13 protein-coding genes are annotated in these 13,989 nt (G+C 73.6%); 4 read left to right on the forward strand and 9 right to left on the reverse strand.

The window, feature by feature from the left end; genetic code table 11:
• Window position 1: 1 nt before the first annotated feature.
• The 6 genes from hypA to MMF93_RS29265 form a co-directional block, all read right to left on the reverse strand.
• Entirely contained in the window at window positions 2-382 is a 381-nt protein-coding gene (gene hypA / locus MMF93_RS29240; RefSeq protein ID WP_242756139.1) for a hydrogenase maturation nickel metallochaperone HypA, read from the reverse strand.
• Window positions 383-528: 146 nt separating this feature from the next.
• Entirely contained in the window at window positions 529-1,059 is a 531-nt protein-coding gene (locus MMF93_RS29245) for a hydrogenase maturation protease (protein WP_242757842.1), read from the reverse strand.
• Between the two features lie 149 nt (window positions 1,060-1,208).
• Entirely contained in the window at window positions 1,209-1,877 is a 669-nt protein-coding gene (locus tag MMF93_RS29250) for a hypothetical protein (RefSeq protein ID WP_242756140.1), read from the reverse strand.
• Between the two features lie 116 nt (window positions 1,878-1,993).
• Complete coding sequence (locus MMF93_RS29255) at window positions 1,994-2,995, reverse strand: LacI family DNA-binding transcriptional regulator (RefSeq protein ID WP_242756142.1); 1,002 nt, start codon at window positions 2,993-2,995, stop codon at window positions 1,994-1,996.
• Between the two features lie 164 nt (window positions 2,996-3,159).
• On the reverse strand, window positions 3,160-4,089 hold the full coding sequence (locus MMF93_RS29260) for a helix-turn-helix transcriptional regulator (RefSeq protein WP_341483314.1): 930 nt from the start codon (window positions 4,087-4,089) through the stop codon (window positions 3,160-3,162).
• A gap of 28 nt (window positions 4,090-4,117) precedes the next feature.
• The gene (locus MMF93_RS29265; RefSeq protein ID WP_423835547.1) at window positions 4,118-5,926 is read right to left on the reverse strand and encodes an AMP-binding protein; all 1,809 of its coding nucleotides are present in this window, start codon (window positions 5,924-5,926) and stop codon (window positions 4,118-4,120) included.
• A 181-nt stretch (window positions 5,927-6,107) separates the two neighbouring features.
• Between MMF93_RS29265 and MMF93_RS29270 the strand changes: the two genes are divergently transcribed.
• The 3 genes from MMF93_RS29270 (at window position 6,108) to MMF93_RS29280 (ending at window position 8,863) form a co-directional block, all read left to right on the forward strand.
• Window positions 6,108-6,980: an NmrA family NAD(P)-binding protein gene (locus MMF93_RS29270; protein WP_242756144.1), complete on the forward strand. Its 873-nt coding sequence runs from the start codon at window positions 6,108-6,110 to the stop codon at window positions 6,978-6,980.
• A gap of 194 nt (window positions 6,981-7,174) precedes the next feature.
• A complete protein-coding gene (locus MMF93_RS29275; RefSeq protein WP_242756146.1) occupies window positions 7,175-8,215 on the forward strand; it encodes a PP2C family protein-serine/threonine phosphatase in 1,041 nt (346 codons plus the stop codon).
• A gap of 132 nt (window positions 8,216-8,347) precedes the next feature.
• Window positions 8,348-8,863: a lytic polysaccharide monooxygenase auxiliary activity family 9 protein gene (locus MMF93_RS29280; protein ID WP_114017985.1), complete on the forward strand. Its 516-nt coding sequence runs from the start codon at window positions 8,348-8,350 to the stop codon at window positions 8,861-8,863.
• Window positions 8,864-8,996: 133 nt separating this feature from the next.
• Here the strand turns inward: MMF93_RS29280 and MMF93_RS29285 are convergent, their stop codons facing one another.
• Window positions 8,997-10,037 carry an amidohydrolase family protein gene (locus MMF93_RS29285; protein WP_242756147.1) on the reverse strand — a complete coding sequence of 347 codons (1,041 nt, stop codon included), beginning with the start codon at window positions 10,035-10,037 and terminating at the stop codon, window positions 8,997-8,999.
• A gap of 186 nt (window positions 10,038-10,223) precedes the next feature.
• On the reverse strand, window positions 10,224-11,759 hold the full coding sequence (locus MMF93_RS29290) for a type I glutamate--ammonia ligase (RefSeq protein WP_242756149.1): 1,536 nt from the start codon (window positions 11,757-11,759) through the stop codon (window positions 10,224-10,226).
• A 246-nt stretch (window positions 11,760-12,005) separates the two neighbouring features.
• Here MMF93_RS29290 and MMF93_RS29295 point away from each other — a divergent pair, with 246 nt between their 5' ends.
• Window positions 12,006-12,977, forward strand: a complete 972-nt coding sequence (locus tag MMF93_RS29295; RefSeq protein WP_242756150.1) for a helix-turn-helix domain-containing protein — start codon at window positions 12,006-12,008, stop codon at window positions 12,975-12,977.
• 183 nt (window positions 12,978-13,160) lie between these two features.
• Here MMF93_RS29295 and map read toward each other — a convergent pair whose 3' ends face one another.
• On the reverse strand, window positions 13,161-13,943 hold the full coding sequence (gene map / locus MMF93_RS29300; RefSeq protein ID WP_242756151.1) for a type I methionyl aminopeptidase: 783 nt from the start codon (window positions 13,941-13,943) through the stop codon (window positions 13,161-13,163).
• Window positions 13,944-13,989: the final 46 nt, after the last annotated feature.

Raw genomic sequence — 13,989 nt, forward strand, 5'->3', positions numbered from 1 at the left:
ATCACAGCTCCTCGAGGGCTCGGGCGCGCTGCGGGCCCTCGGCCCAGCGCACGGTGGCGATGCCCAGCTCGCGGCCGGACAGCAACCGGGTACGGGAGTCGCCGCACCGCGTGCAGCACAGCCGCGGCGGCACACCCGTGGCCCACTCACGGCCGCAGGACTCGCACCGGGCGCGCCCCGCGACCTGTTCGATGGCCAGTTCGGCGCCCGCCAGGACGGTGCCCTCGCAGGCGAGGGAGAAGGAGAAGCGCAGCGCGTCGGGGACCACGCCCGCGAGCTCGCCCACCGACAGCGTCACGGTCTCGACGCCCTCGGCGCCGTGCGCGCGCGCCGCCTCCTCGACCTGGCAGACCACTGCCATCGCGATGGACATCTCGTGCATCGGGCACTTCCCTGCGGTACGGGGACCGGGCTGCGGCCCGCACCATTACAGGGCCGGCCCGAGCCGCCCCCGCGCCGCCACGCCGCTGCCCGGGCGGGCCGTCCGCCGTTCGGCGGTTTCCCGCGCGCCGCTCGTGTGATGCGCCGTCAGCAGGCCGCCTCCAGCTCGTCCAGCAACCGCAGCACCAGTTCGCAGGCGTCGTCGACGGCGGCCGCCACCGGTGCGCTCAGCCCGATGCCCTCCTCCAGCGCGGCCGGCTCGCAGCCGACGACGAACACGCGCCGCGGCCTGCTGCCGCCGGTAGCTTCGCTCAGGGTCTCCAGCAGCGCGAGCACCGTGTCCGGTGACATGTGGTGTCCGTCGAGAACGGGCACGCCCTCCGGCGCCACCCGGTCGTCAGCGCCGACCTCGATCAGGTGCACCGTCCCCGGCTCGCCGCCCCGGTGGACCGCGTCGACCAGGACGAGAACGGCGCAGCCGTCGAGAACCTGGTAGGCCAGGTGCACCCCCCGCACCCCGATGTCCACCGCCTCGACGCCCGCCGGCAACGCCCGCTTGGCCAGCCGCTGGACGACCTCCACCCCGAAACCGTCGTCACGCAGAAAGATGTTGCCGATACCGGCGACGAGGACCGGGGCAGCGCGCTCGGCGACGGGGTCGTGCGCGGGGGCGGTCACGGACTCGTGCCCGGGGTCGACGGGGGCGTTCACGGGGGCTCCAGAGGTGGGGGTGCGCGTACGCGGTGGGGACGGGCGGGCCCGGCGGGGCCCGGCACGGCCGGATGCCGCGCCGGGCCCCGCGGGGCGGTCAGGGCTGCGCCCCGGCCTCAGGCGTGCTGCGGAACGCGGTCCGTGGTCGCCGCCTGCGCTGCCGCGGCCGGCGGGCCGTCGCCCGGGTCCGCGTGGGGGGAGACCGGGCGCCAGCGGTCGGGGGCGTGCTGCTCGACCACGCCGTGCTCGGCCAGGCCCAGCAGGTGCTTGGCGATGGTGCGGCTCTGGTAGCCGACCCGGGCGGACAGCTCCTCGACGGTCAGCCCGTCGGCCCCCGCCTCCTTCACCTCCTGCCAGGTGCGGGCCGCGCTCTGCCCCAGCCCGCCGTCGCGCGCGGGCGTACGGAAGAGCACGCCGAGCGATTCGGGCGCGTGCGCGGGCGCCGGCACGGTCGCGGACTCCGACGGGGCCGCGCCCATCGGGTCGCAGTCCGGTGCGGACGCCGGTTCGGGGGAGGGCAGGCGGCGTTCGGGCGGGGTCGCGGGTCCGGCCACGGTGGCCTGGGGGCGGGCAGCCTGCGGGCCCGGCGCGGTGTCGCCCGCGCGTGCGGGCTCCGGCACCGCGGCCGGGGGCGCACCTGTGGTGGTGGGGGCCGCGGCCGGCGTCCGGGGGCGCGCCGCCGGGACGGCGGCCTCACGGGTGGCCGTCACCCGGACGGCGGGCCCGACCGGGCGGGGCGTGCGGTTGACCTGGCGGTGCCTGCGTCCCCTCTGGCGCTTGCTCATCGCGCGCTCACCTGCCCGAGGAGCCGCCGTGCGGAAAGCTGATCAGGGTGTCGTCGTGCAGTGATCATGTGGGGCTTAACGAAAGAACCGGCCGCAGGTCGATCCGCCGATCGGGGTCAGCCGGGTCCCGCCGTGCTGTTTCTCGGTTCCAGCGAGGTGCGCAGCACGACGGTCTGCAGCGGTTTGGCCGATCCCGCGATGCGCTCCTGCAACAGGGCCGCGGCGGCCTCGCCGAGGTCGTAGGCCGGCAGGTGGACGGTGCTCAGCGACGGGTGCACGAGCGAGGCCCACGGCACGTCGCCGAAGGAGAGGATGCCGAAGCCGGGCGGCGCGACGCCGGCCTCGCGCAGCGCCCGCAGTGCGCCGACCGTCATCAGGTTGTTGGCCACGAACACGGCGTCCGGCGGCACGTCGAGTGCCAGCAGCTCCTTCATCGCCGTGTAGCCACCCTCCACGCGGAAGTCGGCGTGCCGGGTGTGGGCGCGGATCCAGTCGTCGGGGACGTCCGCGTCGCGCAGCGCGGCGCGGTAGCCGGCGAGGCGGTCCTCCGAGGTGGAGGCGCCTGCCGGCCCCGTCACGCAGGCGATGCGCCGGTAGCCGCGCTCGATCAGGTGTGCGGTCGCGTCCTCGGCACCGTGCTGGTTGTCGACCATCACCGCGTCGACGTCGGCCGCGCGGGGGCGGCGGTCCACCGCGACGACGGGCATGCCCCGCTGGGCCGCCGCCGACAGGTCGGTGCGCCTGCGGGAGGCGGCCGCCACCACGAGCCCCGCCATGTGTTCGGCGAGTGCCACATCCAGGTAGCGGCGTTCCTTGTCCACGTCCTCGTCGGTGTTGCACAGGACGACCGAGAGGTTCGTGCGCTGGGCGGCGTCCTCCACCCCACGGGCGAGCGCGGTGAAGAAGGGGTTGGCGATGTCGGGGATGAGCAGCCCGATGACGCTGGCGCGCTGGGTGCGCAGGGAGCGGGCGACCCGGTTGGGGGAGAAGCCGAGCGTGTCGGCCGCCTCGCGGACGCGCTGGGCGCGTTCGGCCGTGACCCGGCCTCCGTTGAAGACACGCGAGACGGTGGCGGGCGACACCCCGGCGGCACGCGCCACATCACTGATGGTTGCCACCCGTCTCCCTCGCTTCCGGCCTCGGCCCCGTCACCCTACGGGTGAACCCTACTCGGGCTGAAATCGATTTCTCACCCGGCCCCGACGCGTCGGCGCCCGCGGGACGCCGTCGTCGCGGGCCGAGTCGAGCCGTTTCGGGGCGGGTCGAGCCGAGTCCAGCCCGTTCAGGGCAGCAGGCCGTGGCGGCGGGCCGCCGCCACCGCGTGGTGGCGGCTGTGGACGCCCAGCTTGCGGGTGGCGCTGCGCAGGTAGGCCTTGACGGTCTCCGGCTCCAGGCAGAGGTACTGGGCGGCCTCGGCGTTGGTGCAGCCGAGGGCGACGTAGGAGAGGACGTCGAGTTCGCGGGCCGACAGGCGCGGACGGCCCGCGGGGCTCGCGTCGGCCTGGCCGCCCTCCGGGCTGGTCTCGGCGCGCAGGAAGCGGTCACAGGCGTGGCGGAGCCGGTCTCGCAGCGCGGTGTCCTCGATCTCGTGCGCGATGCCGCGCAGTTCGGCGTGCAGGTCGCGCAGCGCGTCAAGACCGGGGGACGGCGGGGCCTGGGACGGGACCTCGGCGGCGGCTTCCAGCAGACGGACGCGCCGGTCGACCTCGTCCCGTACGGCCAGCTCACCCGCGAGCCGCCGCGCGGTGTCCATCAGCGCGGCGGTGGCCCGTTCGCCCAGTGGCGCGGCGTCGCGGACGGCCGCGTAGAGCACGCCGCGTACGCCGCTGCGCACCGTGACGGGCGCGGCGACGATGGCGCGGATGCCTTCCTGGCGCACCGGATTGTCGTAGTCGTGGGTGATGCTGGTGGCCGGGACGTAGTCGTTGACCGCGAGAGGGCGTTGGTGGGTCAGTACGTAGCCGCCCAGCCCCCGCCCTGCCCCGACGCGCAGTCCGCTCATGGAGTCGGTCAGGGTGCCGGTGAACTCGGTGAGCCGCAGCGTGCCGTCCCCCACCTCGCCGCCGAAGACGCAGCGCACGCCGGTGCGTTGTCTGGCCAGGCGCAGCGCGTGCCGGAAGGCGTCGGCGTCGTGGGGGCGCAGCAGCGGCCGCACGCCCGGTGTTCCGCCGGGCGTGCGGGAGCGGGAGGGGGAACGGTCGGGGGAAGGCAACCTCGACTCCTGGGCTACGGAACGGTGATCACTTCGGTTTCCGCTGATCTTCCTCGCCTGCCGCGTCCGGCGCCGCCGCGCCGGGGCCGGACGCCAGCAGCTCGGTCGACTTCTCGCGCATCTCCACCTTGCGTATCTTGCCGGTGACGGTCATCGGGAACGCGTCGACGACGTGCACGTGGCGCGGGATCTTGTAGTGGGCCAGCTTCCCCGAACAGAATTCCCGTACGCCGTCGGCCGTCAGGGCCGCCGCGCCCTCCCGCATCCGTATCCACGCCATCAGCTCCTCACCGTAGCGCTCGTCCGGCACGCCGACGACCTGTGCGTCGAGAACGTCCGGGTGGGTGTGGAGGAACTCCTCTATCTCGCGCGGATAGATGTTCTCCCCGCCGCGGATGACCATGTCCTTGATGCGTCCTGTCACGCTGACGTACCCGTCCTCGTCCATCACCGCGAGGTCGCCGGTGTGCATCCAGCGGGCCGCGTCGATGACCGCGGCGCTCGCCTCGGGCTGCTCCCAGTATCCGAGCATCACCGAGTAGCCGCGGGTGCACAGTTCGCCGGGCTCGCCGCGCGGCAGGCACCGGCCCGTCGCCGGGTCGACGACCTTCACCTCCAGGTGCGGGCCGACCCGCCCGACGGTGGAGACCCGCCGCTGGAGCGAGTCGTCCGCGCGGGTCTGGGTGGAGACGGGGGAGGTCTCCGTCATGCCGTAGCAGATGGACACCTCGGCCATCCCCATCCGGTCGATGACCTGCTTCATCACCTCGACCGGGCACGGCGATCCGGCCATGATGCCGGTGCGCAGGCTGCCGAGGTCCCAGGAGGCGAAGTCGGGTTCGGCCAGCTGCGCGATGAACATCGTCGGCACTCCGTACAGGGAGGTGCACCGCTCCTCCTGGACCGCGCGCAGCGTCGTCCTCGCCTCGAAGGCGGGGGACGGGATCACCATGCAGGCGCCGTGGGTGGTGGCGGCCAGATTGCCCATCACCATGCCGAAGCAGTGGTAGAAGGGCACCGGCAGGCAGATGCGGTCGGCTTCCGTGTAGCCGCACAGTTCGCCGACGAAGTAGCCGTTGTTGAGGATGTTGTGGTGGGAGAGGGTGGCGCCCTTGGGGAAGCCGGTGGTGCCCGAGGTGTACTGGATGTTGATGGGGTCGTCGGAGGAGAGGGTGGCGGCGAGGGAGTCGAGGGTCCGGCGGGCGTACTCGGGCCCCTGCGCCCGGCCCCGGGCGACCAGATCCGCCCAGTCGCCCGCCGGCCGCGGTGCCGAGGTGCCCGTACCGCCGTCCGCCGGCCGCGGCGCCGAGGAGCCCGTACCGCCGATCAGGACGACGTCGGTCAGTTCGGGGCACTCGGGGCGCACCTGTTCGATCATCGCCGCGTAGTCGGAGCCCTTGTGCGCGGTGGCGGCCACCAGTGTGCGGACGCCCGCCTGCTGGAGGACGTACGCCAACTCGTGCACCCGGTAGGCGGGGTTCACGTTGACGAGGATCGCGCCCAGCTTCGCCGTGGCGTACTGGGTCAGCGTCCACTCCGGGCAGTTGGGCGCCCAGATGCCCACCCGCTCGCCCTTGCGCACGCCGAGACCGTGCAGGCCGAGTGCGAGCGCGTCCACGTCGGCGGCGAAGCCGCGGTAGGTCCAGCGGCGGCCCCCCGCCACGTCGACCAGCGCCTCCCGGTCCCCGTGCGCGGCGACGGCCCGGGCCAGGTTCTCCCCGATGGTGTCGCCCAGCAGCGGACTGGTCGACGGCCCCGAGGCGTAGCTGCGTGCGGGGCCGTCCGGCCGGGGCTGACGCTGCGCTGCGGGGGCACTCTGCGGAACGGATGCGGGCACGGGCGGCCTCCACGGTGGTCCGTCGGGTGTCGTGGGTCACACGTACCGGTAGCGGCGCGGTGCGCGCTACCCCTCGCCGGGGGTAGCGCGCACCCGGCAGCCCCTGGCCGCGGGTACCTGCTCGAGCACCGGCGCGGGTATCCGCTCGCGTACGGCGCCCCGATGGTCTTGGCTGGCGTCCATGAGAATCGTCGTGACCACACCCACCGGACGTGTCGGCTCCCGTGTTGTCCGCCTGCTCCTCCACTCAGGGGTGCGCCCCACCCTGCTGGCGCGGGACCCCGCCCGGCTGCCCGAGCGGGTACGCGAGCGCGCCGAGGTGGTCCGCTGCGACCAGGGCGACGGCGAAGCCGTGGTGCGGGCGACCGAGGGCGCGGACGCGCTGTTCTGGGTGGATCCGCCCACCGATGACGAGGACCCGGTCGAGGGGTACGCCCGGATGGGCGCCAACGCGGCGCGCGCGGTGCGCGAGAACGGCATCGGCCGCACCGTCTTCCTCAGCAGCGGCGGCGCCGAGAAACGCTCGGGTGCCGGGGAGATCGACGGGCTCGGCCGCACGGAGGAGATGCTGAACGCGACCGGAGCGCACGTGCTCCATCTGCGGTGCGGCTACTTCTACACCAACCTGCTCTTCGAGGTGGAGGCGCTGCGCACCGAGGGCGTGCTGCGCACCACGCTGCCGCTGGACCATCCGCTGCCGTGGGTGGACCCCCGCGACATCGGGGACGTCGCGGCGGCCCGCCTGCTGTCACCAGGATGGACGGGGCAGCACACTCAGGGAGTGCACGGCCCCGCGGACCTGACCTGGCCCGACGCGGCCGCGATCCTCACTGAGTCCGTGGGCCGCCCGGTGCGGGCCGAGCGCATCTCGGACGACGAACTGCGCGCCGGACTGCGGGCCGCGGGGCTCGGAGCCCGGCAGGTCGAGGGGGTCGTGGGGATGTCGGCCTGGATGCGCGACGGCTTCACGCCCGAGGACGCCCGCACCCTGCTGACCACGACGCCGACCACCCTGGGGTCCTGGGCCTGGGAGCACCTGCGTCCGCTGCTGTGACCCCGGGCGGCTCCCGACCGCGGGGCGCGCACCGTCCCTGAACGGCGGCTCGCGGGCCGTCATGAGCGTGCAGAAATGTACGCAAATGGGAGAATCGGCATGACGGAGCGCTCGCCCTGGCGACGCGACAGACGGACAGGGACGAGGAGAGCTGGGTGGTCGGCCCCGCGGTTGCACAGGTCAGAGTGCCGTACGTGGCACCGCCGCTGCTTCTGCTCGGGGGCGTGGCGGCGGACCTCTTCGCGCCCCAGCCGTACTACGGACTGCCGCTGCTGGCCTGCACCTCGATGGTGGCGGGCATGGTGTACTCCTTCCGGATCAGCGCCCTGTTCGGGTTCGCCGCCTGTGCGGGTGCCGCCGCGTCCGCCGCGTACACGGGCCGGGAGAGCTCCGCGCTCTTCACGGACGTGGCCGCCGTGCTGGTCGTCAGCCTGGTCGGTCTGTGGATCAAATGGCTCGTGGACCGCCAGGGGCACAACCTCGCCGTGGCGCTGACCGTCGCGGAGGCGGCGCAGCGCGCCGTCCTGCCCGCTCCCCCCACCGACGTGGGGCCGCTGACCGTGGCCGACCGCTACGTGGCGGCACAGGCCGGGGCCGCGATCGGGGGTGACCTGTACGCGATCCAGGAGACGCCGTTCGGTATCAGGGCGCTGATCGGCGATGTGCGGGGCAAGGGGCTGCGAGCCGTCTCCGCCGTCTCGGTCGCGGTCGGCGCCTTCCGCGAGGCGGCCGAGCACGCGCCGACCCTGCACGAGTTGGCCGACCGGCTCGATCGCGCCCTGGACCGGGAGGGCGGGCGGCGCAGGAACTCCGAGGACGACATCGAGGGGTTCGTCACCGCGCTGCTGGTCCAGATCCCGCCCAGCGGTGACACGGTCACCGTGCTCAACCGGGGGCATCCGCCGCCCTACCTGCTGCACGACGGGGCGGTCGTGTGTCTCGAGCCGACGCATCCGGAGTTGCCGCTTTCCACTGGTCTGGGCCCTTCCCGCGGTTCGCCTGTGGAGGAGACGTTTCCGCTCGCACCGCGGGACTCTCTGGTGCTCGTCACCGACGGTGTGACGGAGGCCCGGAATCCGGACGGTGCCTTTTTCGACGTGCCGCGAGGGCTGGGGGGCACGGGGCTGCGGGAAGCGGACGAACTGGCGGAGGCGCTGGTCAAGGCGGTGACCGAGTGGACGGGAGGCCAGCGCCAGGACGACATGGCGGTGCTGGTGCTCACCCGCGGCGAGTGAGGCTTCCGACTTCCGGATGTGCGCGACGTCTTGACGGTGCATGGCCAGTGACTAAAGTCTAGACCAATCGGATGCCCCCCACCGAGGCCGGCACGGTCGTGCCGTACCAGCCTCGCCGCCGGAGGAGTTGACATGCACAAGAAAAGGAAGCTGGCCGCGTTCATCGGCGCCGGACTCTCCCCGCTGTTCGCCCTCGGGCTCACCGCTACCCCGGCGAGCGCCCACGGCTACATCAGCGACCCCGCCAGCCGTCAGGCGCAGTGCGCCGAAGGCGTCGTCGAGTGCGGATCCATCAAGTACGAGCCGCAGAGCGTCGAGGGCCCCAAGGGGCTCCAGGACTGCGCGGGCGGCAACGAGTCGTACGCCGAACTGCGCGACGACAACAAGGGCTGGAACGTCGCCGACGTCGGCAAGTCCGCGACCTTCAACTGGAAGCTGACCGCCGCCCACCGCACCACCACCTGGCAGTACTTCATCGACGGTCAGCAGATCGCCGAGTTCGACCAGGGCGGGGAGCAGCCCCCCTCCCAGCTCTCGCACGACGTGGACTTCGGGAGCTTCTCCGGCCGGCAGACCGTCCTGGCGGTCTGGAACGTCGCCGACACCGACAACGCGTTCTACGCCTGCGTCGACGTCAACATCGGCTGAGGCCGGCTGAGCCCCCCGCAGGAGAGCGCCCCCTGTCCCGCCGCGTCAGCGAGGCAGGGGGCGCTGCGCGTCCACGTGTGGGCCACCGCGCCACGGCCGCGCCCCCGGGCAGGGCGGCGCCGGTGCCGCCTCGTCAGAGCCCGTACAGCCGGCGCGCGGTACCGCCCGCGATCATCGCCGTCACCGACTCGGCGTCGCTCCCAGACCACGCGCCGCGCCCCACCCACTCGGACGTCAGCCGCGTCATGGCCTCGCGGAAGAGCTGGGCGCCCACCAGGTACAGCTCGGGGAGACCGTAGGCGTCGGTGGAGAACAGGAGCTTCCCGAACGGGGTCAGCTCCAGCAGCTCGGCGAGAACGGCGTGGGCGCGGGCACCCGTGTGGGAGAGGGCGAGGCCGAAGTCGGCGTAGACGTGGGGGAAGACGGCCGCCAGATATCCCGCGCCGCGGTGGTACGGGTAGCAGTGCAGCAGGACGAGCGGGGTTTCGTAGGGCGCGGTCGCGCGGATGAAGTCGGTCAGCAGCAGCGGGTCGCAGTGGTCGAGCCGCAGGTCGGGGTCGCCGAAGCCGGTGTGCAACTGGAGCGGCAGCCCCGTGCGTACCGCCGCCCACAGCAGGTGGCGCTCCAGCACCGGATCGCTCAGCCGGCCGCCCGCAGGCCGCGTGCTCAGCCAGCGGTCGGCGGACGCGTGGACCCGGGAGGCACCCGGGGGCGAGGGCTCCACATCGAGGCCGCAGCGGTAGGCGACGACCGACTTGAAGCCCCGCGCCGTCCGCGCGGCCTCGCGGATCCCCTCGGACACCTCGCCCAGGAAGGCGTGGGTGTCGCGTGCCGTGTCCGCCGCACGTTCGGCCAGTCGTTCGAGCCGCACGATCTCGTGCGCCTCCCCTGCCGACGTCTCGGCCAGCTCCCCGGGTGTGAGCAGGGGCCCTGGCAGCCCCGTGTCGACGAGGAACGCGGAGATACCGCTGGCCCGCAGCAGCCGCCCCGTCACCTCTCCCGTTCCCAGCTCGGCACGGCGCTCGAGGTAGGCCTCCGGGCGGCAGTGCGGTTCCAGCCCGAGGACGGGCGCGCACCACCGGCGTACGGCGAAGCCCAGCTGCGTGTCGAAATAGCTGAAGGGTGCGTGGGATGCCCGGCCGCCGCCAGGACCGCCGTCGGGGCCGCGGGGCACGTGGGCCTCCGTCAGATATCCTTCGAACGAGGTACGGCCGGGTCCGGCCCGCAGTACCCCGTGACAGTGCTGGTCGAGCAGCGGCGGAAAGGACGGGAAGGAGGGGAGGGACGGCGGGGAGGGAGCGGACGCCGGCGGCTCGTCCCGCGGGGACGAAGGGCGTGGGCGCCCTCCTGGCGCGGCCATTCAGTACCTCCCCCGGGTGGCGGCGGCGAGCGCCTGGTCGCTCGCGCCCTCGAAGAGGGCGATCTCGCCCTCGCGTACCGCGTGCACGGCCCCGAACAGCGGCTCGCCCAGCGCGGTGCGCAGGACCTCGGACGCGGCGAAGTGCCGCAGCGCCTCGTCGAGCGAACCGGGCAGGCGGGGCGGTGCCTGCCGCGACGCGGTGTGCGCCGGGTCGCCGCGCACCGGCTCCGGCAGCCGGGGCCCTTCGTCCCCGGTGAGCTCCGCGAGACCCGCCAGGCCCGCCGCGAGGACGCCGCCCACCAGCAGGTACGGGTTCGCGGCCGCGTCCACGCACTTGACCTCGGCGTTGGCGCAGTGCGGAGCGCGCCGCGTCCCGGCGACGAAGCGGAGGGCCGCCTCCCGGTTCTCCAGCCCCCAGCACTGGTAGGCCCCCGCCCAGCGCGAGGGCCGCAGCCGTAGATAGCTGGCCGGTGTCGGCGCACCCAGCGCCAGCAGCGCGGGCAGCTCGCGGAACACCCCGGCCAGGAACGCCTCACAGGAGCGCGTCATACCGAACGGCCCCTCGCCGCCCGCGCACAGGTTCCGCCCCTCCCGCCACAGGCTCAGGTGCAGGTGTCCGCCGCTGCCCACCCCGGCCGGATCCACCACGGGGCCGAACATGGCGGTCAGCCCGTGCCGCAGGGAGACCGCGCGCACCGTCTCGCGCACCAGTACGGCCAGGTCCGCCGCGCCCACCGGATCGGACGGCGCCACCGACACCTCGAACTGGCCGGGCGCGTACTCCGGATGGATCTGGAGCACCTCGACGCCCTGCGCGGTGAGGGCCGCGAGCACCTCCCGCAGATAGTCGGAGGTCTCCACCAGCCGGGCCATGCCGTAGGCGGGGCCCGTGGTCGGATACGCCGGCTCACCGGCCGCGTCCGGCAAGGGGCCGCGGGTGACCACCCACTCCGTCTCGAAGCCCATCCGCAGCTCGATCCCGTGCTCGTCCCGCGCCTGTTCGGCCATCCGCCGCGCGAACCCCCGCTGGCAGCCGGCGTACGGGGTGCCGTCCTGCTCGTACCGCGCGGCCGGGGCCCAGGCCCAGCCCGGCTGCGCAGCCAGCACCGTCAGCCGCTCGGGATCAGGCACCAGCCGCAGGTCGCCGTCGGGGCCGCCGATGTGCGGGCTGTCCGTCATGGAGTCGTCGACGAGGTAGACGTCGAAGCAGGGCGACATGCCGACCCCGGCGGTGAGCGCCTGCCCGAGCCGGCTCGCCGGTACGGCCTTGACGCGGGTGAGCCCCGCGTTGTCCACCCAGGTGAGCGCGATCCCGTGGGCCCCGGCCCGGACCAGCCGTGCCGCGGCGGCCTGCGCCTGCTCCTGCGCGCGCCCGGCTACCTGCGCGCCCCCGCCCTCCTGCGCGTTGCCGCCCTCCTGCGGGCTTTCCCCGGGCTCCGCTGAGCCCTCCGTGTCCTCCGTGCCCGCTGCCGGGCCTGCCGTCGTCCCCGCTGCCGTGCCCGCGTGCTGCGGCGATGTCCGCCGTGTGGTTCCCATGCAGCAGGCTCTTACTCCCCCTTCGCGATCTGGGCAAGTCGGCGCACATCGCCCGGCGGACCGTTCCACGAGGGTCCTGGCAGCGCCCCGGCCGGGTGCTGGGATGTGCCAAAGGCAAGAAGCCTTGGCACGACGTGCCTGACTTCAGGGCGAGTTGGGCAGTACCCCCTGTGAGGCCACATCGGAGCGGGGAGGGAAACTTGGAAGGTGGCGAGACCTATGCGGCTACGGTATGGGAGCAGTGGTATGCGCATCAGTGACGTCTCGGGTGGTGAGCCGACCGCCAGAGACGCCGAGCAGGACGGCGGAGAGGAAGGGACCGCCGCGTCGCCTGCGGTTCCCCGGAAGGTGCTGGGCATCCGGCTGCGGAGGCTGCGCGAGTCGCAGTACATATCGCGCCGCGAGGCGGCCGAGGCCATCCGGGTCACGAACAGGAAGATCGAGGATCTGGAGCACGGGCGCACGGGCTGCGCCCTGCGCGACGTCGCTGACCTGCTCACCATCTACGGCGTGACCGACGAGAGCGAGCGCGCCGTGCTGACCGCGCTCGCCCAGCAGGCCAACGCGCCCGGCTGGTGGCAGGCCTTCCAGGGCGTCGTCCCCTCGTGGCTGCACACCTACATCGGTCTGGAGCAGGCGGCCGGCGTCATCCGCACCTACGAGGTGCAGTTCGTGCCCGGCCTTCTCCAGACCCGGGAGTACGCGCGCGCCGTCATCGAACTGGCACACGAGGAGGAGCCGGAGTCCGCGGTCCAGCGGCGCGTGGACCTGCGCATGCGGCGCCAGCAGATCCTCTTCGGACCCCGTTCCCCCCGCGTGTGGGCCGTCATCGACGAGGCCGCGCTCCGCCGCCCCGTCGGGGGAGCGGCCGTGATGCGCGCCCAGTTGCGGCACCTGTCGGCGATGAGCGAGCAGCCGCACGTCACCGTCCAGATCATGCCGTTCAGCGCGGGCGGACACGCGGCGGCGGGTGGCCCCGTCACGCTGCTGCGGCTGCCCGAGAGCGAACTGCCCGACGTCGTCTACCTGGAGCAGCTCGACTCGGCCAGCTACCTGGAGGACGAGACCGACATCGAGGCCTACCGCCGGGTCACCGACCGCCTGGTGACCCGCTCGCTCCCCCCGGCCGAGACCCGCGGTCTGCTGCGCCGGATCGCCGCCGAACTCCCCGACACCGAGCCCACCGCCACCCTCGCCGGACACTTCCCGGTCCACTAGCCGTCCGGCGCACCGCCGGCTTCCGCCCGGAGCGGTAGCCACTGCCGAGGATCGGTCCCGCAACGACGACGGCGACCGAAGTGGCCGCCGGGCGGCGAGCCCCCGGCACCCGGGCCCCGGAACCGCGCCCCCGTGGCCGGTCTCGCCGGCCGGCTCGGTTGAGCGCGGTGCCCGAGCGGGGACTCACGCCCGCGCTCGCGAGGGCCGGGTGAGGATCTCGGCTCCGTCGTGGGTGATGGCGATGGTGTGCTCGCTGTGCGCGGTCCGGCAGCCCGTCGCGCTGCGCAGCGTCCACCCGTCCGCGTCGGTGACGAGGGTGGCGGTGTCGGCCATGATCCAGGGCTCCAGGGCGAGCAGCAGTCCGGGGCGCAGCGGGTATCCCCGCCCGGGCCTTCCGGTGTTCGGGACGTGGGGGTCCTGGTGCATCGTCGAGCCGATGCCGTGGCCTCCGAACTCGGTGTTGACCGGATAGCCCGCCTCGGTCAGTACCGTGCCGATGGCGTGGGAGAGGTCACCGATGCGCGCGCCGGGCCCGGCGGCGGCGATGCCGGCGGCGAGCGCGCGTTCGGTCGTCTCGATCAGCGCGACGCTCTCCGCCGGCCTGGCCTCGCCCACCAGGAAGCTGATCGCGGCGTCCGCTGCCACCCCGCCCCTGGCCACGGCGAGGTCGAGGGTGAGCAGGTCTCCGTCCGCCAGCGTGTAGTGGTGGGGCCGCCCGTGCAGCACTCCGTCGTTGACGGCCGTGCAGATGTGATGTCCGAACGGGCCGCGCCCGAAGGACGGCGCGTAGTCGACGTAGCAGGACTGCGCTCCCGCCTCGGTGATCATTTCCTTGGCCCACTGGTCGATGTCCAGCAGGTTCGTCCCGACCGTGCTGCGCTGCCTCAGCGTGTGCAGGATGTCTCCGACCAGGGCGCCGGTGTCCGCCGCCTGCTCAAGCTGCGCGGAGTTCAGAATCTCGATCACGGGGGACCTCTCCCATGGGGCCGGCACTGCTTCCAATAACTATCAC

This window comes from Streptomyces tubbatahanensis (genome assembly GCF_022699385.1).
Taxonomy (GTDB): Bacteria; Actinomycetota; Actinomycetes; order Streptomycetales; family Streptomycetaceae; genus Streptomyces; species Streptomyces diacarni.

Bases quoted from the DNA above. Each gene is read 5' to 3' on its own strand.
- hypA (WP_242756139.1), bottom strand. From the start codon at position 382: ATGCACGAGATGTCCATCGCGATGGCAGTGGTCTGCCAGGTCGAGGAG.
- MMF93_RS29250 (WP_242756140.1), bottom strand. From the start codon at position 1,877: ATGAGCAAGCGCCAGAGGGGACGCAGGCACCGCCAGGTCAACCGCACG.
- MMF93_RS29270 (WP_242756144.1), top strand. From the start codon at position 6,108: ATGAGAATCGTCGTGACCACACCCACCGGACGTGTCGGCTCCCGTGTT.
- MMF93_RS29280 (WP_114017985.1), top strand. From the start codon at position 8,348: ATGCACAAGAAAAGGAAGCTGGCCGCGTTCATCGGCGCCGGACTCTCC.
- MMF93_RS29290 (WP_242756149.1), bottom strand. From the start codon at position 11,759: ATGGGAACCACACGGCGGACATCGCCGCAGCACGCGGGCACGGCAGCG.
- MMF93_RS29295 (WP_242756150.1), top strand. From the start codon at position 12,006: ATGCGCATCAGTGACGTCTCGGGTGGTGAGCCGACCGCCAGAGACGCC.